The organism is Enterovirga rhinocerotis, from assembly GCF_004363955.1.
Lineage (GTDB): Bacteria > Pseudomonadota > Alphaproteobacteria > Rhizobiales > Beijerinckiaceae > Enterovirga > Enterovirga rhinocerotis.
Genome location: NZ_SNZR01000018.1, coordinates 74478 through 98992, shown reverse-complemented (window position 1 = coordinate 98992; position 24515 = coordinate 74478). Strand labels below are relative to the sequence as shown.

The 24515-nt window shown below is 68.9% G+C and carries 22 protein-coding genes; 11 read left to right on the top strand and 11 right to left on the bottom strand.

All coding sequences use genetic code 11. From position 1 onward, the window contains the following. The first annotated feature begins 24 nt into the window (after window positions 1-24). From pbpC to EV668_RS23495, 4 genes are all read left to right on the top strand, one after another. A complete protein-coding gene (gene pbpC, locus EV668_RS23510) occupies window positions 25-2247 on the top strand; it encodes a penicillin-binding protein 1C (RefSeq protein ID WP_133774828.1) in 2223 nt (740 codons plus the stop codon). Between the two features lie 118 nt (window positions 2248-2365). Then, complete coding sequence (locus tag EV668_RS23505) at window positions 2366-2836, top strand: DUF4112 domain-containing protein (protein ID WP_133774827.1); 471 nt, start codon at window positions 2366-2368, stop codon at window positions 2834-2836. Further along, window positions 2833-3273 (top strand): hypothetical protein, encoded by a 441-nt coding sequence (locus tag EV668_RS23500; protein WP_133774825.1) that lies wholly within the window; start codon window positions 2833-2835, stop codon window positions 3271-3273. The genes EV668_RS23505 and EV668_RS23500 overlap by 4 nt, the downstream gene beginning before the upstream one ends. A gap of 7 nt (window positions 3274-3280) precedes the next feature. Beyond that, entirely contained in the window at window positions 3281-3742 is a 462-nt protein-coding gene (locus EV668_RS23495) for a tRNA (cytidine(34)-2'-O)-methyltransferase (protein WP_133774823.1), read from the top strand. Window positions 3743-4071: 329 nt separating this feature from the next. On the opposite strand, the gene EV668_RS23490 is transcribed toward EV668_RS23495, so the two are convergent. The 7 genes from EV668_RS23490 to EV668_RS23460 all read right to left on the bottom strand — a co-directional run bounded on the left by EV668_RS23490 (window position 4072) and on the right by EV668_RS23460 (window position 10463). Next, complete coding sequence (locus EV668_RS23490; RefSeq protein WP_166652609.1) at window positions 4072-5067, bottom strand: ABC transporter ATP-binding protein; 996 nt, start codon at window positions 5065-5067, stop codon at window positions 4072-4074. Next, window positions 5064-6092, bottom strand: a complete 1029-nt coding sequence (locus tag EV668_RS23485; RefSeq protein ID WP_133774820.1) for an ABC transporter ATP-binding protein — start codon at window positions 6090-6092, stop codon at window positions 5064-5066. Before EV668_RS23485 ends, EV668_RS23490 begins: the two co-directional genes overlap by 4 nt. Beyond that, window positions 6089-6499 (bottom strand): type II toxin-antitoxin system VapC family toxin, encoded by a 411-nt coding sequence (locus EV668_RS23480; RefSeq protein ID WP_133774818.1) that lies wholly within the window; start codon window positions 6497-6499, stop codon window positions 6089-6091. The genes EV668_RS23485 and EV668_RS23480 overlap by 4 nt, the downstream gene beginning before the upstream one ends. Beyond that, window positions 6499-6726 carry an antitoxin gene (locus tag EV668_RS23475; protein ID WP_133774816.1) on the bottom strand — a complete coding sequence of 76 codons (228 nt, stop codon included), beginning with the start codon at window positions 6724-6726 and terminating at the stop codon, window positions 6499-6501. The genes EV668_RS23480 and EV668_RS23475 overlap by 1 nt, the downstream gene beginning before the upstream one ends. A gap of 48 nt (window positions 6727-6774) precedes the next feature. Then, window positions 6775-7734, bottom strand: coding sequence for an ABC transporter permease (locus EV668_RS23470; protein WP_245513397.1), 960 nt, complete (start codon window positions 7732-7734; stop codon window positions 6775-6777). Beyond that, window positions 7731-8711, bottom strand: coding sequence for an ABC transporter permease (locus EV668_RS23465; protein ID WP_133774814.1), 981 nt, complete (start codon window positions 8709-8711; stop codon window positions 7731-7733). The genes EV668_RS23470 and EV668_RS23465 overlap by 4 nt, the downstream gene beginning before the upstream one ends. A 201-nt stretch (window positions 8712-8912) precedes the next feature. Then, window positions 8913-10463 (bottom strand): ABC transporter substrate-binding protein, encoded by a 1551-nt coding sequence (locus EV668_RS23460; RefSeq protein ID WP_425359655.1) that lies wholly within the window; start codon window positions 10461-10463, stop codon window positions 8913-8915. 321 nt (window positions 10464-10784) lie between these two features. On the opposite strand from EV668_RS23460, the gene rplS reads away from it, so the two are divergent. Further along, window positions 10785-11186, top strand: a complete 402-nt coding sequence (gene rplS / locus EV668_RS23455) for a 50S ribosomal protein L19 (RefSeq protein ID WP_133774810.1) — start codon at window positions 10785-10787, stop codon at window positions 11184-11186. 81 nt (window positions 11187-11267) lie between these two features. Here rplS and EV668_RS23450 read toward each other — a convergent pair whose 3' ends face one another. Both EV668_RS23450 and EV668_RS23445 read right to left on the bottom strand, forming a co-directional pair. Beyond that, window positions 11268-11744 carry a GNAT family N-acetyltransferase gene (locus EV668_RS23450; RefSeq protein ID WP_245513395.1) on the bottom strand — a complete coding sequence of 159 codons (477 nt, stop codon included), beginning with the start codon at window positions 11742-11744 and terminating at the stop codon, window positions 11268-11270. After that, window positions 11741-13300, bottom strand: coding sequence for an OpgD/OpgG family glucan biosynthesis protein (locus EV668_RS23445; RefSeq protein ID WP_133774806.1), 1560 nt, complete (start codon window positions 13298-13300; stop codon window positions 11741-11743). Before EV668_RS23445 ends, EV668_RS23450 begins: the two co-directional genes overlap by 4 nt. A 672-nt stretch (window positions 13301-13972) precedes the next feature. On the opposite strand from EV668_RS23445, the gene EV668_RS23440 reads away from it, so the two are divergent. Continuing rightward, complete coding sequence (locus EV668_RS23440; RefSeq protein ID WP_133774804.1) at window positions 13973-15133, top strand: type III PLP-dependent enzyme; 1161 nt, start codon at window positions 13973-13975, stop codon at window positions 15131-15133. A gap of 228 nt (window positions 15134-15361) precedes the next feature. After that, on the top strand, window positions 15362-15931 hold the full coding sequence (locus EV668_RS23435; protein WP_133774802.1) for a GNAT family N-acetyltransferase: 570 nt from the start codon (window positions 15362-15364) through the stop codon (window positions 15929-15931). A 234-nt stretch (window positions 15932-16165) separates the two neighbouring features. Here the strand turns inward: EV668_RS23435 and EV668_RS23430 are convergent, their stop codons facing one another. Continuing rightward, a complete protein-coding gene (locus tag EV668_RS23430; RefSeq protein WP_245513393.1) occupies window positions 16166-16432 on the bottom strand; it encodes a hypothetical protein in 267 nt (88 codons plus the stop codon). A gap of 86 nt (window positions 16433-16518) precedes the next feature. Beyond that, complete coding sequence (locus EV668_RS23425; protein ID WP_245513392.1) at window positions 16519-17856, bottom strand: serine hydrolase domain-containing protein; 1338 nt, start codon at window positions 17854-17856, stop codon at window positions 16519-16521. Between the two features lie 146 nt (window positions 17857-18002). Here EV668_RS23425 and EV668_RS23420 point away from each other — a divergent pair, with 146 nt between their 5' ends. The 4 genes from EV668_RS23420 (at window position 18003) to EV668_RS23405 (ending at window position 24513) form a co-directional block, all read left to right on the top strand. Then, window positions 18003-18812: an exodeoxyribonuclease III gene (locus EV668_RS23420; RefSeq protein WP_133774798.1), complete on the top strand. Its 810-nt coding sequence runs from the start codon at window positions 18003-18005 to the stop codon at window positions 18810-18812. A 59-nt stretch (window positions 18813-18871) separates the two neighbouring features. Beyond that, on the top strand, window positions 18872-20413 hold the full coding sequence (locus EV668_RS23415) for an acetolactate synthase large subunit (RefSeq protein WP_133775050.1): 1542 nt from the start codon (window positions 18872-18874) through the stop codon (window positions 20411-20413). A gap of 460 nt (window positions 20414-20873) precedes the next feature. Then, window positions 20874-22508, top strand: coding sequence for a porin (locus tag EV668_RS23410; RefSeq protein ID WP_133774796.1), 1635 nt, complete (start codon window positions 20874-20876; stop codon window positions 22506-22508). Window positions 22509-22650: 142 nt separating this feature from the next. Beyond that, the gene (locus EV668_RS23405) at window positions 22651-24513 is read left to right on the top strand and encodes a hypothetical protein (protein WP_133774794.1); all 1863 of its coding nucleotides are present in this window, start codon (window positions 22651-22653) and stop codon (window positions 24511-24513) included. Window positions 24514-24515: the final 2 nt, after the last annotated feature.

The following is a 24515-nucleotide window of genomic DNA, read 5'->3' as shown; positions in this document are numbered from 1 at the left end:
GAGGGGTGAAACCCGCCGTGAAGCATGGACGAGGTCATCGTGGCGCATCGCGCGCATCACCCCACCCCGGACCTTCGGTCCGACCTTCCCCCTCCAGGGGAGGGTGAGGGCGCCACGTCGACGTCCCCCCACCCCGCCGCCCCGCGGGGCGAGGGGAGGCGCCGGTGGCTCCGCTTCGCGATCGCGGTAGGCGTCGCGGCCGTGCTGGTGGCGGGCGCAGGCTCCTTCGCCCTCTGGCGTGTCGCCGCGTCCATGCCCCCCCTCGACCTCACCGAGGCCGAGCAGCGCTCGACCGTGGTGCTCGACCGTCACGGCCTCCTGCTGCGGGCCTTCGCGACGCCGGAAGGGCGCTGGCGGCTGCCGGTGTCGCGCGAGGATGTCGATCCGCGCTTCCTCGCCATGCTGAAGGCCTATGAGGACAAGCGCTTCGACAGCCATCGCGGCCTCGATGCGCTCGCGGTGGCGCGTGCGGGCTGGCAACTCGTCTGGAATGGCCGCGTCGTCTCGGGCGCTTCGACCCTGACGATGCAGGTCGCGCGGCTGCTCGAGCCCCGCGCCGAGCGCAGCCTCGCCGCCAAGCTCCGGCAGGCGATCCGCGCGGTCGAGCTCGAGCGCCGCTTCTCGAAGGGCGAACTGCTCGACCTCTATCTGCGCCTCGCGCCCTATGGCGGCACGCTCGAAGGCGTGCGCGCCGCCTCGCTCTCCTATTTCGGCAAGGAGCCGAAACGCCTTTCGGTGGCGGAAGCGGCGCTGCTGGTCGCGCTGCCGCAATCGCCGGAGGCACGGCGGCCCGACCGCTCGGCGCAGACGGCGCGCCGCGCGCGGGACCGGGTGCTCGACCGGCTCCTCGCCGGCGGCGCGCTCACCCGCGCGGAGGTCGAGGAGGCGCGGGCCGAGCGCGTCCCGTCGATCCGCCGCGGCTTCCCGATGCATGCCGCCCACGCGGCCGAGAAGGCGGTAGCGGAGCGGCCGGATCTCGCCGTTCATCGCCTGACGATCGACCGCCGCCGGCAGGTGGCTCTGGAGACCCTGCTGGCAGAGCGGATCGGGCGCTTCGGCGACCAGGTCTCCGGCGCCATCGTCGTGATCGATAACGAGACCGGCGAGGTCCGCGCCCGGATCGGCAGCCCGGCCAAGCTCTCGACCGAGCGGCGGGGCGCGATCGACATGACGGCCGCCTACCGCTCACCCGGCTCGGCGCTGAAGCCCTTCGTCTACGGCCTCGCCTTCGAGAGCGGCATCGCCCATCCGGAGACGCTCGTCGACGACCGGCCCTCCCGCTACGGCGCCTACGGCCCCGAGAATTTCGACCTCACCTTCCAGGGCACCGTGACGGCGCGGCACGCGCTGCAGATGTCGCTGAACGTGCCGGCCGTGGAACTCCTGAGCGCCGTCGGGCCGGCGCGGTTCATCGCGCGCCTGCGCCAGGGCGGGGCGTCGATCCTTCTGCCTGCCGAGGCCGCGCCTGGCCTCGCGACGGGGCTCGGCGGCCTCGGCGTCAGCCTCCTCGACCTGACGCGGCTCTATGTCGGCTTCGCCCGCGGCGGCCTGACGCCCCCGCTCGTCACCCGTCTCGAGCCGGATGCGAAAGTGGCGACCGGCGAGGGCCGCATCACCGATCCCGTTCCCGCCTGGTACGTCGCCGACATCCTCCGCGGGGCCCCGCCGCCCGAGAACGCCGCCAGCGGCCGGATCGCCTTCAAGACCGGCACCTCCTACGGCTATCGCGACGCCTGGGCGATCGGTTTCGACCGCAAGGTGACGGTCGGGGTGTGGCTCGGGCGCGCGGATGGCGGCTCGGTGCCGGGGCTCGTCGGCCGCGTCGCCGCGGCGCCGATCCTGTTCGATGCCTATTCGCGGCTCGGCGAGGAGCCGGAGCCGGTGCCGAAGCCGCCGGGCGTGCTCGTCGCGACGACGGGAACCCTGCCGCCGCCGTTGCGCCATATCCGGCAGGACGTGCCGAAGACGATCGCGGCGACGGTCCAGGCGCCTCTGCGCATCGCCTTCCCGCTGGAAGGCTCGCGGGTCGATCTCGGAGCCTCGCGCTCGGCCGGTCCCGAGATGGCGCTGGCGCTGAAGGCGTCCGGCGGCGTGCCGCCCATGATCTGGCTCGTCAACGGCCAGCCGCTCGGCGATCCCGATCCGCGCCGGCAATCATCGTGGATGCCGGACGGTGCCGGCTTCGCACGCGTCTCGGTGATGGATGCGAGGGGGGCGACGGATTCGGTGGTGGTCCGGATCGAGTGAGCCGGGCCGTCAATAATCCGTCACCGAGTCTTGAATCTGTCACCGAGTCTTGCGCGCGTGTTCGACCGGGGCCACATCACGCCTGTTCGTTTTTGCTCCGCGTGAGGTCGCAGGTCAGATGGCTTACAGCTTCGCCATGGGTTCGTCGTTCGGCCGTGCCGGCCGTGCGGGTCCCATTCCGGGTCTGTCGAAGAACCGTGCCGATACCATCGCGCGGCTCGATGCCTTGTCGCGCCTGCTCGACAACGCCTTCGTGGTCCCGGGGACGAAGATCCGGTTCGGCCTCGATGGCGTCATCGGGCTCGTGCCGGGCATCGGCGACATGATCACGACCGGCCTGTCGGCCTATCTGATCTTCGAGGCCCGCCGGCTCGGCCTCCCGCGCCGCGCCATCGCGCGGATGGTCGCCAACCTCGCCTTCGACGCGGCGATCGGGATCGTCCCGCTCGTCGGCGACGCGGCCGACGTCATGTTCAAGGCCAACCGCCGCAACATGCGCATCCTGCGCGAGCATCTCGATCGCGAGGGGCACGGAGCGCGCCCCGACATCGTCGATGCCGAGTTCGAGGTTATGGGGCGGCGGCGATGAGGCGACTTCTCTGGACCTTCGGCTGGGTCGGCGTCGCGTTCTGGTCGCTGATCTGCGCCCTGGCCTATGGGTTCTTCGATCTCGTGCTGGGCATCTTCATGCGCAACGCCGATTGGTTTTCCGCCAATCCGGAGACGGTCGAGAGCATCTTCAAGTTCTTCCGGTTCCTGCGCGATTTCTCGACCGCGGGCGTGCTGGTCGTCTGGGGCGTCACCTCGCTCCTGATCCTCGCGGTGCCGTGGGCCTTCGACCGGCTGCTCGGCCAGGCGCGCCGGGGCACGATGCCCATGCCGCAGCCTCATCCGGGATCGGCCGGATACGGGCCGGGCGGCGTGATCGATCTCGAGCCCGGGCAGTACAGCGTCGGCCCGCAGCCCGGGCCGCGGCCCGCGCCGGGAGCGCCCGGCTCCTTCCCGCCCCCCGCGCCGCCGCGCTGAGCGCGGCATGGCGCTGCGGCTCGCGCTCTACCAGCCCGACATTCCCCAGAATGCCGGCACGATGATGCGGATGGCCGCCTGCCTCGACGTGGCGGTCGATCTGATCGAGCCGGCGGGCTTCGACGCCTCGGATCGCAACCTGCGCCGGGCCGGGCTGGACTATCTCGCCCATCTCGACCTCGTCCGCCACGTCAGCTTCGCGACGTTCGAGGAGGGGCGGCGGCAGGCAGGGCGGCGGCTGGTCCTCGCCACGACGCGGGCCGCGACCTCCTATCTGGATCTCGCCTATCGGCCGACCGACATCGTGATGGTCGGCCGGGAATCAGCCGGCGTTCCCGACCACGTTCAGGAGGCTGCCGACGCCCGCGTGCTGGTGCCGATGCGGGAGGGGCTGCGCTCGCTCAACGTCGCCGTGACGGCCGCGATGATCCTCGGCGAGGCGCTGCGGCAGACAAGGCCGGGATCGTGAGAGTCTGACCGGAGGTGGAACTCCCTCCCTGCGTCATGCTGACGGTCTGGTCGGAGATAGGAATCAGGGTCCACGCATTGATCACGGCTCCCGAACCCTCCCCTGGAGGGTGAGGGTCGACGGCGAAGCCGGCGGGGTGGGGTGAAACCCACCTCTCCCCACCGTTGCCGTCTTCGTAGCGGAAGCCGCGCGTCACCCCACCCCGGACCTCCGGTCCGACCCTCCCCATCCAGGGGAGGGTTGGTGTCCCCTGTCCTCACCTCGGAGGGTCCAGGAGCCATGGCTTCGTCAGCGAAGGAGCTTCCGGCCAGGTTCTCAGGGAAAGGCGCTCAGATCCGCCCTTCGTGCACCGCGTGGCAGGCGACGCCGTCGAGCAGCAGCGGGAGTTCGCTGCGGCAGCGGTCGTTCGCATGCGGGCAGCGCGGGTTGAAATGGCAGCCCGTCGGCGGGTTGATCGGGTTCGGGATCTCGCCGCGCACGGGCTCGCGCCGCCGGCCGATATGGGCGAGGTCCGGCACCGCATCGAGCAGCATCCGCGTATAGGGATGGCGGGGCGCGGCGAAGAGCGCCTTGCTCTCCGCCACCTCGACGATCCGGCCGAGATACATGACCCCGATCCGCGTCGCCATGTGCCGGACGACGGCGAGGTTGTGCGAGATGAACAGGAAGGTCAGGCCCAGCCGGTCCTGGAGGTCCCGCATCAGGTTCAGGATCTGGGCCTGGACCGAGACGTCGAGGGCGGAGGTCGGCTCGTCGCAGACGATGAATTCGGAATCGGAAGCGAGGGCGCGCGCGATGGCGATGCGCTGGCGCTGGCCGCCGGAGAACTGATGCGGATACTTCCGGCCGTCATCGGGATGCAGGCCGACGAAGGTCAGAAGCTCGCCGACGCGGGCCCGGATCGCGGCCTTGCCGTCGAGAAGCCCGAAGGCCTGGATGGGCTCCGCGACGATCCGGTCCACCCGCCAGCGCGGATTGAGGCTGGCATAGGGATCCTGGAAGATCATCTGGATGCGTCGGCGCAGCTTCTGACGCTCGGCCTCCGAGGCCCGCCCCTGCATGTCGATGCCGTCGATCCTCACCGAGCCGGCCGAGGGCGGCAGGAGGCCCACCACCATCCGCGCGACGGTCGACTTGCCCGAGCCCGATTCCCCGACGAGCGCGAAGGTCTCGCCCCGCGCGATGTCGAGGCTGATATCCGAGACGGCGGTCAGGAACTGCTTCGGCTCGCGCTCGATGACGCGGTTCAGCCAGGGTTTCGAGACGTCGAAGACGCGGCGGAGGTCGCGAACCTCCACGAGCGGACGGATCGCTGCGGCGCTCATGCGGCGCTCCGCTCGTCGGCATAGGCCGGATCGTAGAGATGGCAGGCCGCCTTGTGGCCGAGGCTCGCGGGTGCGCCGATCTCCGGTTCCTTGAGTTCCGGGCGGATCGTGGTGCAGGGCGAGAAGGCCTTGGCGCAGCGCGGATTGAAGGGACATCCGGGCGGGATGGCCGAGAGGCGCGGCATGGAGCCCGGGATCGACGCCAGGCGCTCAGCCGTGTCGGCCAGGGTCGGGATCGCGCCCATGAGGCCCTGGGCATAGGGATGGAGCGGCCGGCTTACGACCTCGGCCACCGGGCCGACCTCGATGATGCGGCCGGCATACATCACCGCGACGCGGTCGGCGGTCTCGGCGATGACGCCCATATCGTGGGTCACGAGCATGACGGCGGTGCCGTGATCGGCGCACATCCGCTTCAGCACCGTGATGATCTGCGCCTGGACGGACACGTCGAGTGCGGTCGTCGGCTCGTCCGCGATCACGAATTCGGGATCGGCGCACAGGGCGAGGGCGATCACGACGCGCTGGCGCATGCCGCCGGAGAAATGATGCGGATAGCCGTCGATGCGGCGCTCGGCCGCCGGGATGCCGACCTCCTCGAGGAGGGCGATGGCGCGCTTGCGTGCCCCCGCGGCCGAGAGGTCCGTGTGGGTCCGGATCGTCTCGATGAGCTGCTCGCCGACGGTGTAGAGCGGGTTGAGGCTCGTCAGCGGATCCTGGAAGATCATGCCGATGCGCTTGCCGCGGATGCGGCGCATGGCCTCCGGGGCGAGGTCGTCGATCCGCTTGTCGGACAGGCGCACCTCGCCGCCCGCGATCTTGCCGGGCGGGTCGATCAGTCCGATCACAGCCGAGCCCGTCACGGATTTCCCCGCGCCGGACTCGCCCACCACCCCCAGCACCTCGCCGCGCCCGATCGAGAAGGAAATCCGGTCGAGCGCCGTCAGAACGCCGCGCCGCGTGTGGAACTCGACGGTGAGGTCCCGGACCTCGAGGACGGGGGCGGACGGGGCGGGTGCGATCATGCGGTGGCCCAGTTCTCGACGGACAGGCCCGGCACGCGCCGGAATTCGCGCTCGTTGTTCGTGACGAGGGTCAGGCCGAGGCTGCGGGCATGGGCGGCAATCCACAGATCGTTCGCGCCGATCACTTCGCCCCGTCGTTCGAGATCCGCGCGAATGACGGCGTAATGCTTCCCCGCGCCGCGCGACATCGGCTCGACGGCGATCAGGTTCGTCAGCGTCCCCAGAACCGTGGCCGCCCTGCGGGGGTCGGGGGCTTTCTCGACGCCGAGGAGCAACTCGCCATAGGTGATGACGGACATCGACGCCTCGCCTGCCTGAAGGGCGCCGACGCGGTTCAGCACCGTCTCCGATCGACGGGATCGGAAGCGGATGCAGATGTCCGTGTCGAGCATGTATCGAGCCGACATCACAGGCCGTCGCGATGCTGCTGAGGCAGATCCGGCGGAAGCTCGATGAGATCGGACAACTCGTCCAATGCCTCGATCAATCGCTGACCATAGGGTTTCGTCTTAGGGGTCATGACGATCTTCTCGCCGTCGCGACTGAGCTCCACCTCGTCTGCATCGACGCGGAATTCCTTCGGGAGCCGAACGGCCTGACTGTTCCCCGACATGAAAACCTTGCCCGTAGTCATCTATCTCTCCGTATATACGGCTGGGTATATACGTAGCCAGGATGGTTGTCACTGTAGCCTCGGGTTCAGCGCGTCCCTCAGCCAGTCGCCGAGGAGGTTGATGGCGAGGACGAGGATCACGAGCGTCGCGCCGGGGAAGGCGGCGATCCACCATTCGCCGGAGAAGAGGTAGCGGTTGCCGATCCGGATCAGCGTGCCGAGCGAGGGCTGGGTGTCGGGCATGCCCGAGCCGAGGAAGGACAGCGTCGCCTCGGTGATGACGGCGAGGGCGACGTTGATCGTCGCGATGGCGAAGACGGGGCCGATCACGTTCGGCAGGACGTGGCGGACCATGATGGTCGGCGAGGACAGCCCGATCAGGCGCCCGGCCTGGACATAGTCCTTGTTGCGCTCGACGAGCACGGAGCCGCGCACGGTGCGGGCATACTGCACCCAGAAGGACAGGCCGATCGAGACGACGAGGACGGCGAGGATGATGGTGGTCGTCAGCTGGGCGCCCATCACGCTCTTCACCATCCCGTCGATGAGGAGCGCGATCAGGATGGCCGGGAAGGTGAGCTGGACGTCCGCGATCCGCATGATGACCGCGTCGAGCGCGCCGCCGGCATAGCCGGCGACGAGGCCGGCCGCGATCCCCAGCGTCGCGGCGAAGACGACGCCGAGGAGGCCGACCGCGAGCGAGACGCGCAGGCCGTAGAGGATGGCGGAGAGGATGTCGCGGCCCTGGTCGTCCGTGCCGAGGAGGAACGGCCATTGCCCCTCCGGCAGCCAGAGCGGCGGCAGGCGCGCATTGAGGAGATCGAGCTGGGCCGGGTCGAAGGGGTCTTGCGGAGAGATCAGCGGCGCGAAGACGGCAAGCGTGACGAGGATGAATGTCACGACGGCCGCCACCATCGCGACCTTGGAGGCCTTGAAGCTCGCCCAGATGTCGGAATCGAGCGCGCGGGCCAGCCAGCCGGCCGGCGGGGCGGTGCCGGAGACCGGCTCCGCTGCTGCGCCGCCGCTCACGATGCCTTCCCCGTCGCGACCTGGAGCCGAGGATCGACCACCGAATAGAGGATGTCGACGACGAGGTTGATGGCGACGAAGATCGCCGCCACCAGCAGCAGATAGGCCGCCATGATGGGGATATCGACGTTCTGCACGGCCTGAAGGAACAGGAAGCCCATCCCCGGCCATTGGAAGACGGTCTCGGTGATGATGGCGAAGGCGATGACCGAGCCGAGCTGGAGCCCGGCGATGGTGATGACCGGGATCAGCGTGTTCTTGAGCGCGTGGCCGAAATAGACGGCGCGGTTCTTGAGGCCGCGCGCCCGCGCGAAGCGGATATATTCGGTCCGCAGCACCTCCAGCATCTCCGAGCGCACGAGCCGCATCACGAGCGTCAGCTGGAACAGGCCGAGCGTGATCGAGGGGAGGACCAGCGCCCTGAGGCCCGAGGCGGTCAGGAAGCCGGTCGACCAGCCGCCGATCCGCACGACGTCGCCCCGGCCGAAGGACGGAAGCCATTGGAGCTTCTCGGAAAAGACGTAGATGAGCAGGATTCCGATGAGGAAGGTCGGCAGGGAGATGCCGATCAGCGAGACGGCGTCGAGCGTCTTGGCGAGGGCCGACCCCCGCGTCAGGGCCGAGATCACGCCGAGCAGGATGCCGAAGCCGAGCGCGAAGATCGTGGCGCAGAGCGCGAGCTCGAGCGTCGCCGGCGCGCGCTCCGCGAGGATGGCGGAGACCGGCTGGCGGAACTGGTAGGAGATGCCGAAATCGCCCTGCACGGCCCGGCCGAGATAACGCAGGATCTGGACCGGCAGCGGATCGTCGAGCCCGAGCGAGGCACGCACCTTCACCCGTTCCTCGTAGGGCGTGTCGAGGGAGACGATCTGGTTCACGGGATCGCCGACGAAGCGGAACATCGAGAAGGCGATGAGGCCGACGGCGAGAAAGACGCCGACGGCCTGGATGATGCGGCGGATCAGGAAGGCGATCATGCCGCGTCCGCACCGACGCTCCCTTCTCCCCTTGCGGGAGAAGGTGGCAGCACGAAGTGCTGACGGATGAGGGGAAGGCCGTCTGCGTTCACGCGGAGTTTCCACCCCTCATCCGACCCTGCTTCGCAGGGCCACCTTCTCCCGCAAGGGGAGAAGGATATGCGTGTCGGCAGCATGGGGCGGCTTCGCCGCGGCCTGAGGCTACTCCTTCGTCGCCCATTCCAGCCGCACCTGGTTGTCGGCGCGCTGGGGCAGCTTGACCTTCTTCGAGGTGCCCCAGACCAGCGGCTGCTGGTGGATCGGGATGTAGCCGTAATCGTCGATGCCGATCTGGAAGGCTTCCTTGATCATCTGGTCCCGCTTGGCCTTGTCGGTCTCGACGAGGACCTTGTCGGTGAGCGCATCGAGCTTCGGGTTGCAGTAGCCGCCGAGATTGGTGTCGCCGCGCGAGGTCTTCGGGTCGTTCCGGCAGCCCATGATCTCGTAGAGGACGTTGTGGCTGTCGCCGGAGCCCACGGTCCAGCCCAGAAGGTAGAACGACGTGTTGTAGCCACCCGATTTCAGGACCTTGGCGAAATACTGCGCCTTCGGCTCGATGATCGGGTTCACCTTCACGCCGACGCGGGCGAGCATGCCGATCACGGCGCGGCAGATGTCGCCGTCATTGACGTAGCGGTCGGAGGGGCAGTTCATCCCGACCTCGAAGCCGTTCGGGTAGCCCGCTTCGGCGAGAAGCTTCTTCGCCGCTTCCGGGTCGGGCTTCTCGCGCGTGAAGTCCTTGGCGAGGTCGAAGAACTCGCGTCCGACCATGATCGCGGTCGGGCTCGAGAGATTGCGCATGACGCGCGACTTGATCACCTCGACGTCGATCGCCTTGAAGAAGGCCTCGCGCACGCGCTTGTCCTTGAAGGGGTTCTTGCCCTTGACGTTCGAGTTCAGGAGCTCGTCGCGGACCTGATCCATGCCGAGGAAGATCACCCGGACCTCTGGACCGGTGAGGACGGTCGCGTTCTGGGAGGCGTTGACGCGGTTGATGTCCTGGAGCGGCACGGGCTCGATGACGTCTACCTCTCCGGAGAGGAGCGCGGAGACCCGGGTCGAGTCGTTGGCGATGGGCGTGAAGACGATCTCGTCGATATTGCCGTCGATCTTGCCCCAGTAGGACGGGTTCCGTTTGAAGACCGTCTTCACGCCGGGCTGGTGGCTCTCGATCGTGTAGGGGCCGGTGCCCATCGCGTTCAGCGAGGCGAAGGTCGGGGTCGTGGCGGCGGCAGGCGTCGGTGCGACGGAGTTGTTCTTCTCCGCCCAGGACTTCGACATGATGTACCAGCTGTCCCACTGGTAGAAGAGGATCGGGTTCGGCTGAGGGGTGACGAAGTCGACCGTGTAGTCGTCCACCTTCTCGACCTTGACGTCGGCCGGTACGCGCGTGGCGAAGTTCGAGCCCGGCGCGCGGACGCGCTCGGCGGAGAAGATCACGTCGTCTGCGTTGAACGGCGTGCCGTCGGAGAACTTGACGTTCCGGCGCAGATGGAAGCGCCACCGGGTCGGCTCGACGAGTTCCCAGCGCTCGGCGAGGCCGGGGATGATCGACAGGTTCTTGTCGCGCTTGGTCAGGCCCTCGAAGACATGGCCGTGATGGGCGATCGTCGTGGTCTCGTTGAGGGTATAGGGATCGAGGGATTTGAGGTCGCCCTGGTTGGCGTAGCGCAGCGTCACGGCCGAAGCAGGCTGCGCCAGCACGGCGAGCATGGCGGCGAGGCCGAAAGCGGCCCCCTTGATCGTAAGGCCCTTGAGCGTCATGGGGTCGAACTCCCTCCGGGAACGCTTGGCGTTCTTGCAAATTGCAGGCCGCGACAGCCCGTGCCGTAAAACTAGACAAAGTCGCAGCAACGTCCAGCCCGGGCGGATACGCCCTTAGCGGTAGGGTGACGCCGACACGCCGGAGGCCGCGAGCACGACGGTCTCGACACGCGCCCGGCGAGGCGCTATAGGCGCCGGCAATTCACAACAGGATGGCGAAATCCTCGCGGGTCGGGCGCGTCCCTCTCCCGTGCTGCCGGAGTCTGGTTCATGAACATCATCGAAGAGCTCGAGCGCGAGCAGGTTGCCAAGCTCGACAAGACGATCCCCGATTTCGAGCCCGGCGACACGGTCATCGTGAACGTCAAGGTCAAGGAAGGCGAGCGCGTCCGCGTTCAGGCCTACGAGGGCGTCTGCATCGCCCGGTCCGGCGGCGGCATCAACGAGAGCTTCACCGTCCGCAAGATCTCCTACGGCGAGGGCGTCGAGCGCGTCTTCCCGATCTATTCGCCCCTGATCGACTCGATCAAGGTCGTGCGTCGCGGCAAGGTCCGCCGCGCCAAGCTCTATTACCTCCGCGACCGTCGCGGGAAGTCGGCCCGTATCGCCGAGCGCGCCGACCGCCGGCCCGCCAAGGCCTCGGGCGCGAAGGCCCCGGCCGCGGCCGAGTAATCGGCGCAACAGCCAGAATGCACGACGGCCGGGTCTTCCCGGCCGTTTTCGTTTGAGCCGCGCCGCGAGGGCCGGCGCGTGTCACCGCGTATCGGCCACCGCATCCGCCGGCAGCGTCTTCTCGAAGCGCAGAGCCGTCTCGCCGTCGTCGTAATAATCGGCCTCGGCCCCCGCCCGCCGGTACCCCGCCCGCTCGTAGAGCGCGATGGCGCCGGCATTGTCGGCCCGGACTTCGAGCCTGATCAGATCGCAGCCCCGGTCGCGGGCGCCCTGTTCGGCGGCCAGAACGAGGCGCCGGCCCAGCCCCGCCCGCCCGGCATCGGGTGCGACCGCGAGGGACGAGAGGCGGGCGGCGCGCGATCCGCGCCGTGTCTCCACGAAGACGTAGCCGCGAACGTCTCCCGGCGTACCCGCCACAAGCGCCAGGAGCGAGGGAGAGCGGACGGCGTGGCGGAAGTTCCGTCGGGTCAGCCGGTCGCCCGGGAACACCGCCTCCTCGATCCGAAGCAGGGCGTCGATGTCGGCCGGCTCGGCCGCGCGGATCGGTATCGCCGTCACGCGGGTATCCATGGATAGGCCCAGGTCTCGCTCAGCACCCGGCCTTCGGCTTTCAGGAACACGCGGAGGTCCGCTCTCCGGCCGGGCTCGGCACGGACGTCGAGCATCACCCGGAAGCCGTTCACATGCTCGTTGCGCGCCAGCGAGGCGGAGACGATCCGGGTGTCCTGCGAGGCGCTCGCGACGGGCTGCACGAGGCTGGGATCCTGGAGGTAGAAACCGAGGTCGCCGCCGGCGAAATCGATCATGAAACGTCGTCCGCCCGCAGTCCCGGCCTGGGGGATCGGCTTCGAGAAGGTGTTCACCACCCGCCCGCCCGGATGGATCGGCGCGGCTCCCCCGAGTGCCTTGATGCGGTACGCGAAGCTCGTCTCCCGTCCGGCTTCGATCGGGCGGCTCGGCGTCCAGTAGGCGACGATGTTGTTCTGCGGCTCGCCTTGCGATGCGATTTCGACGAGTTCGATCCGGCCTTCGCCCCAGGGGCCGAGCGGCCGCACCCAATAGGAGGGGCGCCGCTCGTAGCCGGCATCGAGGGCCTGATAGCTCTCGAAGCGGCGGTCGCGCTGCATCAGGCCGAAGCCGCGCGGATCCTTGTCCTGAAATCCCGATACCCGCGTATCCGGCGGATTGCGCAGGGGGCGCCAGATCCACTCGCCCGATCCGGACTGGACGAGAAGCCCGTCCGAATCGTGCTGCTCGAGCGGGAAGTCGACCCCCGGCCGGGGATCGTTCTCGCCGCTGAAGAACATCGAGGTCAGCGGTGCCAGCCCGATCGATCCGATCGGGCGGCGCGGGAAGAGCGTGGCGGCGATCTCGATCTCGGTCTCGACGGACGGGTAGACGTCGAACCGATACGCGCCCGCCACGGCCGCTCCGTCGAGGAGAGCGAAGACGGTCAGCCTGTCGGCGCCCGGGGCCGGCGTCTCGATCCAGAATTCCCGGAAGAACGGAAACTCCTCCTGCTCGCGGCCGCCGACGCCAACGGCGAGCCCCCGGCCCGAGAGGCCATAGCGCTGCTGACGCCCGAGGAAGCGGAAATAGCTCGCCCCGAGGAAGGACAGCAATTCGTCGAAGACCGTCGGATTGTTCAGCGGGTAGTGGATCCGCAGGCCGGCGAAGCCGAGATTGACCGGCAGCGGTCGTTCGATCTTGGTGGATCCGAAATCGAAGAGCTGGGTCTGATAGGGGATGGGGCTCGGCACGCCGTCGCGGATGAGGTTGACCGTGACCGGACGCGGATAGAGCGGTCCCAGATGGAAGAGCTGGACGCGAAAGCGGCTTCCGCCTTGCGCGAGGAAGGCACGATCCGGGCGGAAGCGGATGCCGCGATAGGCTTCGGGATCGAGCGTCGCGAGGGGCTCGGGGAGGGGAGGCACCGCCGCGTCGAAGGGAAGGGCCGCGAGTTCGCGGGCGCGCCGGACGACCTCCTCGAATCGGAACGAGGATGTTCCGGGCTGAGCCTGGGGAGCCGGCTGTTGCGCGAGCGAGGCGGCCGGGCCGAGGGCGGCAAGGGACAGCAGCGATCCGACGGCGTGTCGGCGTGTGAGCGGAATCATGGTTGCCAGTGCCCGGGACGGTCTCCCGCGAAGGCGGGGACTGCGCGCTATGTGACGTCGCTCGGCGGCCGGTGCAACCTTTCGGCAACGCCGGGCCTGGTCGATCGAGAATTGCCGCGACGGGGTGAAATAGGTCTTGCGACGCAGGGCGACCGTCCCTATATCCGCCTTGCCCAATTTCGCACGTGCCTGTGGCCGCGTGCCGGTTGGTGGGCATCCGGACAAGAGGCCGGACAGCCGCCAGGGGCCTAAGGAACGATGGTCGACAGGGGTGGATCCCTTCGGCCGGCGCTCCAGGTGGACCAGAGATGGTTTCACCGGGCCCCGACAACAACCGGCAGCCGGAGGGTTAAACCGGCGAACCCCGCTCTCCACGGGGGACGTAGCTTGAAGCAACGACGGACGGGCTTTTTTGGTCTCGCGCACCCTCCACAGGTGCGCACCGAAGAGGCTTGTTTTTCATTGCCAAGCGTGCGGACGGGAATCTCCCATCCAAACGAAGGCAGCATCGTCGGTTCGACGGTCGGTTTCGATTCCGTGTCTCCACAGCACGGTTCGGTACAGGTCGGCGATTCCGAAGACGCCGGGCGGACAACCGCCTGAATTCAACCCGAGGACAGACGACCGCTGAGCGGCGTCGCGCCTCGATTTGGACCTTTGGGGATGGCGCCGATGACCGAGCGCATTCGTGATTTCCTGCGTGACCGACGAGCCGCTGGCGTCGAGGACGGTCCTGTCCTCGTCGTCGACCTCGACGTGATCCGCGACAACTATGCCAAGTTCGCCCGCGCCCTGCCGGACACTCGCGTGTTCTATGCGGTCAAGGCGAATCCCGAGCCGAAGGTGCTCTCGCTCCTGGCGGGCCTCGGCTCGTGCTTCGACACGGCCTCCGTGGCCGAGATCCGGATGGCGCTCGCCGCTGGCGCGACGGCCGATCGCATCTCGTTCGGCAACACGATCAAGAAGGAGCGCGACATCGCGCGGGCTCTCGAGCTCGGCGTGCGCCTCTTCGCGGTCGATTGCGAGGTCGAGGTCGAGAAGATCGCCCGTGCCAAGGCCGAGACCGGTGCCGAGGACGTGCGCGTGTTCTGCCGCATCCTGTGCGACGGAGCCGGGGCCGAATGGCCGCTGTCGCGCAAGTTCGGCTGCGAGCCCGCCATGGCGATCGACGTGCTGGAGCATGCCCACCGCCTCGGGCTCGAGGCCTACGGCGTCTCCTTCCATGTCGGCTCTCAGCAGGGCAATGTCGGAGCCTGGGACAGCGCGCTGGCCTCCAGCTCGTGGATCTTCCGCGAACTGGCCGAGCGCGGCATCTTCCTGAAGATGGTCAATCTCGGCGGCGGTTTCCCGACGAAGTACCTGAAGGACGTTCCGGCTGTCGGTGCCTATGGCAACGCCATCTTCCGGGCGCTCTCGAAGCACTTCGGCAACCGTCTCCCCGAGACGATCATCGAGCCGGGCCGCGGCATGGTCGGCAATGCGGGCGTCATCGAATCCGAGGTCGTGCTCGTCTCCCAGAAGAGCAAGGCCGAAGACGAGGTGCGCTGGGTCTATCTCGACATCGGCAAGTTCGGCGGTCTCGCCGAGACGATGGACGAGTCGATCCGCTACGACATCCGCACGGAGCACGACGGTGAGCGCAAGGTCCCTTGCGTCCTCGCCGGCCCGACCTGCGATTCGGCCGACGTGATGTACGAGAAGACGCCGTATTGGCTGCCGGTCTCGCTCGAGATCGGGGACCGCGTCCTCATCGAGGGCACGGGCGCTTATACGACGACCTACTCGGCCGTCGCCTTCAACGGCCTGCCGCCGCTCGCGACCGTCGTGATCTGACGGCGCAAGGCGCCGCCAAACTCCCCGGGCCTGGCCCGGGGACCTCGCTCCATCCCCTTCGTCCTCATTGAGGCGGCCGGCGACACTCGGCCGTCTCGCAGGACGCCGTCGGTGGACGACGATCCCTGGCCCTCCCGTCGTGCGGGAAGGTCGATCCCCAACCCCTTCGTCCCGGACGGCCTGCTGCGGCAGGTGCGAGGGCTGTCTCTCCCGTGAGGAGCACGGCCTATGTTCGATATTCGCCACGAATCCCCGCTCGACATCCCGGCGCGCGAGGCGCTGCTCGATCGCTGTTTCGGCGAGAGCCGCCTCGCGAAGACCTCCGAGCGCCTGCGCGAGGGGCGGCTTCCGGCCGAGGGTCTCGCCCTGGCCGCGACCCGGAACGACGAGCTGGTCGGCACGATCCGCCTGTGGGACGTCGCCGCCGGACCCGGCCGTGCGGCCGTGCTGCTCGGCCCGGTCGCCGTCTCGCCGGAGCTTCAGGGCGCCGGGATCGGCGGCAAGCTCATCCGCGAGGCGCTCGGCCGCGCCGCCGATGCCGGCCATCGGGCCGTGATCCTGGTCGGCGACGAGGCCTATTACCGGCGCTTCGGCTTCGGCCGTGAGGCGGTGGCGGGCCTCTGGATGCCGGGTCCGGTCGATGTCGCGCGCTTCCTCGGCCTCGAACTGGCGCAGGGAGCCCTCGCCGGCGCTCGCGGCTTCGTCTCGGCCACGGGCCGCCGGGCTCCCCTGCCCGATTTCGCCGCGCTCCTGCAGCAGGCGGCCAACGAGGACGCGCGACGCCTTCGGGCGGCGTGATCCCACTCACCTCTCGCGGCCGGAGATCCCGGCTGCGAGCCAGCATCCTCGCGCCTGATCAGTCCGGCGGCGACCCGATCGCCTCCGGGCGGCTGCGCTCGTCGAATGGTGGTGCTCGGACGGCTGTCTGCGCTACAGCATGATTGCCGGCCGGGCGGAGCATATTGGGGTCCGCTCCCGAAGCTGTGGCGCTCCCCGTAGTGCCGCCGCAGGGCCGGAGCTGCCCCCGGCGTCCTAGGACGACAGCCGGCGGCGATTCGCGCGGACCTTGCGGCGGAGCTGCCGGATGACCGCTTCCGGCGAGCCGCCGGTGGCGAGCGTCATCCCGGCTCGGGAGGCCGCGGCGACCTTCTCCTCGACCATACGCCGGCTCTCGCTCTCGCCTTTCGCGCCGCCTGCCGCAATGCGGGCGAGGCGGAGCGAAATGACCTGGCTCGCCTCGACGCCGAGGCTCGCCATGTCGAACCAAAGCCCCATCGCAGTCCGTTTCCGTCTCGCCATCGCGATCACCTGCTCCGACCCGGCGGCGCTACCCGCCAGGCCACAGCAAAGCTTGCGCCGCGCGTTGGTTCCGGGCGGCGCCGCGCTCAGTCGACGATGGCCTGATAGACGAGTTGCTTGATCTCCCGGCGGTAGAAGGCGCGGCTCGGGCCGGGTGCCTGCGTCATCAGGACGACCGCGAGATCCTCCTTCGGGTCGACCCAGAAGAACGTGCCGGCATAGCCCGCCCACATGAACTCGCCTTTCGAGCCCGGCACGCCGGCGAGGCCCGCCTCCTGACGCACCATGAAGCCGAGACCGAAGGTGTAGCCCGGCACGCCCATGAGGAGGTCGCCCGGCGTCGCGACCGGCCTGATGCGGGTGCCGAGATGGTCGGCCGTCATCAGTTCGACCGTCGTGCGGCTGAGGACGCGGTTATCGCCGAGGCGGCCGCCGTCGAGCATGGCCTGGGCGAAGCGCAGATAGTCCGCCGCGGTCGAATAGGCGCCCGCGCCGCCGGAATCGTTCTTGGGCTCGCCGCCCTCGATCAGCTTGTTCGGCGCGCCGGTTGTCGGATCGGACGGGAACGGCTTCGCGACCCGTCCGAGCTTGTCGGAGGCGACGGAGAAGCTCGTCTCGCGCATGCCGAGCGGCTTGAAGAGCCGCTCCTCGAGGAAGGCGCCGAGCCGCTGCCCGGACGCCTTCTCGACGACGCGGCCGAGCACGTCGACCGAGAGGCTGTACTGCCAGACGGTGCCGGGCTCGTAGGCGAGCGGCGCCGCCGCGATCGCCGCGGTGAACGCCTCGGGCGTGAGCTCCGTCGTGTTGTAGTCGAAATCCGCCCGGTACAGCCCCGCCTTCTGGTAGGCGCTGCGGACCAGCGTATTGGTCGTGATCTCGCCATAGGCGAGGCCCGCCGTGTGACGCAGCAGGTCCTGGACGGTCGGCTGGCGTTCGGCCGGCACCAGGGCATAGGTCTGCTCGCCCAGCGCGTTGCCGCGGGGAACGCTGACCTTGAGGTCGCGGAACTCCGGCAGGAACTTCGAGACCGGGTCCGTGAGCTGGATCTTGCCGTCCTCGACGAGGATCATGGCTGCGACGGAGGCGAGGGGCTTCGTCATCGAATAGATGCGGAAGATCGCGTCCGCCGCGAGTTTGTCTCCGGCGCCGGGATCGCGCGCGCCGATGCTCTCGGCATAGGCGAGGCGGCCCTGCCGCGCGATCATGACGACGGCGCCGGGCAGGCGCTTCGCCGCCACCTCGCCCTCGAAATAGGCCTTGATCTTGCCGAGCCGCTCGCTCGACAGGCCGACCTCCTCGGGCTTTGCCGGGGCGAGGACCTGGCCTGTCGCCGGCCGGGCCTTGCGGGCTCCCTCCGGGCTCTGCGCCGCCGCCGGTCCCGCCACGACGGACACGGCCAGGCCGATCGCTGCGGCCCAATACACAGGCGCGCGCCTGCATCTCGCCTCGACGCCTTGCATCGTCACCTCCCGCTTGCTGTAACCGGACGCATCTTCGCCGTTCCGGCCAGATTAGCAGCGGGCGCCGCCCGGTCCACAAGGATCGGCCATTCCACCCTTGGACCTTCGACGTGCACCTCAAGATCACGACCTGGAATATCAACTCGGTGCGGCTGCGCCTCGATCAGGTGGGCCGCGCGCTCGACGAGATCGGCCCCGACATCCTGTGCCTGCAGGAGACGAAGTGCCCCGACAATTGCTTTCCGCTCGAAGGGCTGCGCGCCTTCGGCTACCCCCACATCGCCCAGGTCGGACAGAAGGGCTATAACGGCGTCGCGATCCTGTCGCGCTTCCCCTTCGCCTCGGTCGACCCGCAGGCCTGGTGCGAGCGGAGCGATGCCCGCCATATCGCGGTGACGCTCGGTCCCGAGGCGGGAAAGGCGGCCGGCTTCGTCGTCCATAACTTCTATGTGCCGGCCGGCGGGGATCTGCCCGATCCGGAGATCAATCCGAAATTCGCGCACAAGCTGCAGTTTCTCGACGAGATGCGGCGCTGGGGCCGGACGCGCGAGGCGCGTCCCGCGATCCTGGTCGGGGATCTCAACGTCGCTCCGCTGGAGCACGACGTCTGGTCGCACAAGCAGTTGCTGGATGTCGTCAGCCACACGCCGATCGAGATCGAGACCCTGGAGACGCTGCGGGAGGAGGGCGGCTGGATCGATGGGGCGCGCCGCCTCACGCCCGAGCCGACCAAGATCTACACGTGGTGGAGCTACCGTTCCCCCAATTGGGCGATCGCCAACAAGGGGCGCCGTCTCGATCATGCCTGGCTGTCGTCCGACCTCGCCGGAACCCTCCGATCGGTCGATGTCCACGCCGCGACCCGCAGCTGGACGCGGCCATCCGACCATGTTCCGGTGACGGCTTCGCTGGAACTCTGACCTCTCCGCAACTCATCACGGGAACGGCCATGTCACGCGCAAACGAGGGTCACGATACCATGAACGGCGCGGAGAGCCTGGTGCGGACCCTCGTCGGGGGAGGGGTCGAGGTCGCCTTCACCAATCCCGGCACGTCCGAGATGCACTTCGTCGCGGCGCTCGATCGCGTCGACGGCATGCGCTGCGTCCTTTGCCTCTTCGAGGGCGGCGCGACGGGCGCGGCCGACGGCTACGGCCGGATGGCCGAGAAGCCGGCCTCGACCCTGCTCCATTGCGGCCCCGGCCTCGGGAACGGCCTCGCCAATCTCCACAACGCCCGGCGGTCGCGCACGCCGATCGTGAACATCGTCGGCGATCACGCGACCTATCACCTGCAATACGACGCCCCGCTGACGAGCGACATCGAGGGGATCGCGCGGCCCGTCTCGGCCTGGGTCCGGACCTCGCCCGATTCCCGCCGCGTGGCTCAGGACGGCGCGGAAGCCATCGCCGCGGCCCGGACGGCGCCGGGCGGCGTCGCGACGCTGATCCTGCCCGCCGACACGGCCTGGGGGGAGGGCGGCGCGGTCGCGACGGTTCCCGCGGTGCCGGAGCGCGAAAAGGCCGATCCCGACCGGATGAAGGTTGCCGTCGAGGCGCTGATGTCCGGAGAGCCGACGCTCCTCTTCCTGGGCGACAGGACGCTTCGCGAGGAAGGGCTCGGCCTCGCCGAGCGCATCTGTGCGAAGACCGGGGCAAAGATGATGGCCCAGACGTCGAATGCCAGAATAGAGCGCGGGGCCGGGCGCGTGCCGATCGAGCGGTTGCCGTATCCGGTCGATGCCGCCATCGCCGTGCTGAAGGGGCTGAAGCATCTCGTCGTCATCGGAACGACGCTCCCCGTCGGCTTCTTCGCCTATCCCGGCAAGCCGTCGCTTCTGACGCCGCCCGATTGCACGATCACCGTCCTCGCGCCTCCCGAGGCCGACCAGATCGATGCCCTGCGCCAGCTCGCCGAGGCGGTGAAGGCCGGGCCGGCTCCGGCGCGGCCGGCCATCGCGCGGCCGGACGTGCCGACGCGCGGCGCGATCGACAGCGCGACCATCGCGCAGACGGTCGCGGCGCTGCTTCCCGAAAACGCGATCGTCTGCGACGAGGCCGTGACGACCGGGCGGTCCTTCTTCCCGCCCACCCACGCCGCGCGCCCGCATGATTGGCTGGCGCTCACCGGCGGCTCGATCGGGCTCGGCATCCCCATGGCGACCGGCGCCGCGGTGGCCTGTCCGGATCGGAAAGTCGTCAACCTCCAGGCCGACGGCAGCGGGCTCTACACGGCCCAGGCGCTCTGGACGCAGGCCCGCGAGAATCTCGACGTCCTCACGGTGATCTTCGCGAATCGCTCCTACGCGATTCTGCGCGGCGAGCTCGCCGGCGTCGGCGCGAATCCCGGGCGCAAGGCCCTCGACATGCTGTCGCTCGACAATCCGGCCATCGACTGGGTCAGTCTCGCGCGCGGCTTCGGTGTCGAGGCGCTCCAGGCCGCCGATCTTGACGCCTTCGTGTCCGGGATGCGCATCGGGCTGGGCCGGCGCGGACCTTTCCTGATCGAGGCTCTACTCTGAAATACAACGATAAAAGCGTGTGCCAGGACACCCTCGGGCTCCTGGCCGATCGCCCGTCTGGGTGCGAAATTGTGGCGATCGGATGAGGAGATTGTGGCCGCGAAAACGGGCGCCGACCTTTCTCCAGTGCACCGCGGCCACAGTGCGACGAGTATGACTTTGTTAAGCAAGGTCAGTCAGTTAGAGTCGAGCTCAAGAGGCCTTCCAGCGTTTCGTTGCCGTTCTGCAACAGCTTTTTGGAAAGCCTTCGAACTGCCTCCGAAATAAGGCGATCGCAGTTGATCGAGCCCCGCGCCTCAATCATGGTGACTTTGCGACAGGGGCAACTCTGAAGCGCTTCGATCGCGGCAATCTGCAAAGCGGGGCCGGGGTCGAAGTCGGGGGTCAAGGAACAAGCCGAAAGCCTGAGAGCGGGCGTGAGGCGAAACCGAAGCCCGAGGTTCTAACTCTGGAGATCAACATGAAGCTCGTGAAGAGCCTTCTCCTCGGGTCTGCCGCAGGCATCTGCGTCATTCCTGGGGCTATGGCTGCCGATCTTCCGGCACGCGCCGTCGCGCCGGTCGAGTACGTTCAGGCCTGCTACACCGCCGAGCGTGCGGCCAACCGCAACCTCAACGGCTTTTTCGCTCTTCCCGGCACCGATACCTGCCTTCGCGTCAGCGGTCGTGCCCGGTTCAGCTACCAGTACATGTCCAGCCGCGCGGAATCGAACATCTACGGCGCCCAGCGCGGCCTCGTCGGTGACGACAATTCCGGCTTCCAGACGCTGGCGTTCCTGAACTTCGACGCGCGCACCAAGACCGATCTCGGCACCCTGCGCACGTTCATCCGCGTGATCGCGGCCTACTCGTCGGGTGGCTACCTGACCTCGGGCACGTCGCAGCGCTTCGGCCAGTCCTATCCGGCCCTCGGCATGGATACGTTCGGTCGCGCCAACACGACGATGTACCTGGATAAGGCCTTCATCCAGTACCTCGGCTTCACCGCCGGTCGCGCCGCGTCGTTCTTCGACTTCTACGCCCACGACCTCGAGCATTTCGGCGCCACGTCGGGCTCGGACGTCGCCAGCACGAACCTCCTCGCCTACACGGCGACGTTCGGTGGCGGCTGGTCGGCCACGATCTCGATGGAAGACCCGATCGCTCGTCGTCAGCCGCGCTTCTCTGACTCCCTCGGTGGCCTGACCACGGCCGGCCCCAGCTTCACCAACTTCGGTGTCGCCACGCAGGCCACCCCGTATGTCGGTCCCGGCGGCGTCGTCCGCTACGCCAACTACGACGTGATCCAGCGCTCGTCGGTTCCGGATTTCGTGGCGGCGGTTCGCTACGACGCTCCGTGGGGCGCCGCGCAGGTGTCGGCTGCCATGCACCAGCTCAGCGGTGGTCGCCTCATGAGCACCACGACGGCTCCGGGTGCGGCTTCGACGACCGATCTGTTCCTGGCGCAGGGCGCCCCGAGCAAGGTCAAGGACGAGATCGGCTGGGCCGTTCAGGGTGGTCTGAAGATCAACCTGCCGCAGCTCGCCCAGGGCGACGTGCTCTGGCTGCAGGCCGCGTATTCGGAAGGCGCGCTGTCCTACACCGGCCAGCCGGCTCGGTTCGCCGGCTCGGAGCTGATGGCGGTCACCTATAGCGGCCGCTTCCCGGTCTCGACGGTCGACTCCTTCATCGGTCTCGATGGCAAGCAGAAGCTGACGGAATCCTGGTCGGTCACCGGTGCGTTCCTTCACTACTGGGCGCCTCAGTGGCGGTCGGCCTTCTTCGGCTCGTATGCCGAAGTCAGCTTCGGCGCCGGTTCGCGGGCTGTCGTTGCCAGCCTGCCGAACTCGAGCCGCTTCGGTCTCGACTCCTCGTATGACTCCCGCCTCCGCGACTACAGCGTGTCGGTGGTCGGTGCGAACCTGATCTGGTCGCCGGTCCGCGACCTCGATATCGGCCTCGAGGCGGTCTACACCCGCGTCGATCTGAAGGGCGGCCGCGTTGCCGACCTGACGGCCGGTACCAACGGTCAGCTGATCGCCGCCGGCATGCCGCCGAAGACCGCGAAGTCGGACGACACCTGGTCGGTCCGGATGCGCGTTCAGCGCGACTTCTGATCGCTCGATCCACTCGAGTGACGAGAGCCCCGGCCGCAAGGCCGGGGTTTTTTCGTTTTTGGAGGCCCGGCGACGGCCTGCCTCAAAGACGTCCCGTTCGTCTGGCTCACTCCGATTTGCGAGATGCGGAGCGTAACGGAACGTGGATCGAGGCGAGGAACCGGAGCCGATCGGCAGCCGGGACGGGGCAGGGCAGGCGACCCCGCTCGACACCGAAGGCGAGGCCGGGCAGCAGCGCCGGGCATCGAAGCGCCGCCCGGCCGGCTGGGCGCTGGGCCTGCCGGCGCTCGCCCTGCTGGCGGCGGTCGCTGCCATGCGCATCAGCCCCGCCATCGAGATCAACATCCGCCGCGAGGCCGCGCGGCTCGCCAAGCACGAGCCCGATTCGCCGTTGGCCCGATCCGGCGCACGCTTCGCCGTCGATGGCCGCGATGTTCGCATCGTCACCGACACCGAATTGCCGGACGGGCTTCGCGGCGAGACCGAGGCGCGGACGGGCGCCATTCCCGCCGTCCGCCTCGTCCGGTCGGAAGCCACCGGCTACGTGACGCTTTCGCCCTTTCCGTTCGCGGTCCGGCGCTCCGATACGGGCATCGTCCTCGACGGAGCCGTTCCGGATGCGAAGCTTCGGGCGGCGCTGGTGGAGCAGGCCGCACGATACGTCCCGGCCGATCAGGTCGAGGACCGCCTGCGGCTTGCGGCGGGTGCGCCCGACGGCTTCGCGGAGGCCGCGCGTTTCCTTCTCGCGACCCTGGCGCCGCTGTCGCTCGCCGAAGGCACGCTCAGTGGCCGGACCCTCCAGGCGAATGCGAGCCCCGAAGATCCTGCCTCCTACAACGCGGTCATGCTCGCGTTGCGGAACGTTCCGAAAGGGTTCTCGGGGGCGGAGCACGACATCCGGCCACCACGCATCACCCCCTTCGTCTGGACGGCACGGCGTGACGGCGGCGGTCTTGCCCTCGGAGGGCTCATCCCCTCGGAGGCGCTCCGGCTGGAGGTGACGAGGCTCGCCGCGACGATGCTGCCGAGCCTCCCCGTGCGTGATTCCATGCAGACGGCGCGAGGTCTCGACCGGTCGATCGACTTCCTGGCGAGCGCGCGTGCGGCCTTCGAGGCCCTGTCCCAGGTTCAGCGCGGCGAGGCGCAACTGGCGGAGCGCCGCTTCAGCCTCAGCGGCGAGACCGTCGCCCGGAACGGCGTTGCCGCCATCGAGCGGCGAGTGCGGGAGACCCTTCCGCATGCCCTCGGGGCGCCGATGCTGTCGGTCGCGGTAGTGCCGGCATCTCCGTTCGTTTTCCGGGCCCGGCGGGTCGAGGGGCGCGTCGAACTCGGCGGCTACCTGACCAGCGACGGTGATCGCGCCGCGATCCTCGGCCTGATCGGAACGCGGTTCCCCGGAGAGAAGGTCGTCGATTCGCTCGTGACCGCCGATGGGGCGCCGGACGGGTTCAAGGAGGTGGCGCGCGCGGCCCTCGAAACCTTGTCCGATTTCGCCGAAGGCGAAGTCGCGCTCGCCGACAGCAATCTGCGCCTTACGGGACAGGTGCTGTATCCCCAGCTGGCGGCGCGGATCCGGCGCTCGGTTCCGGCCATGGTTCCGCCGGGATGGCGGGCTGGCGTCGAACTCGAACCCGTCCAGAGGCTGGACGCGGTCGACGCGCATCTGTGCGGCGATCTCCTGAGCGATGTGGCGCGGCGCAATCCGGTGCGGTTCGCGCCAGGGGAAGCCGCGCCCGAGGCCGGAGCCACCCCGGCGCTCGAGGCTGCCGCGGAGATCGTGCGGCGCTGCGGGCGGGTCGGGATCCGCGTCGTGCACCATATCGCGGCGCCCGCGGGCTCCGAGGCGGCGCGCGATCTGGCGGCCGGCCGGGCCGGGGCGCTCGTCACGGCGCTCTCGGAGCGGGGCGCGACCGCGCGGTTCACGGTCGAGGGCGTGGTCGCTCCCGTGGCCGCAGGCTCGGCAGGCGCGCAGGGGCGCACCGAATTCATCGTGACGCCGCTATGAGG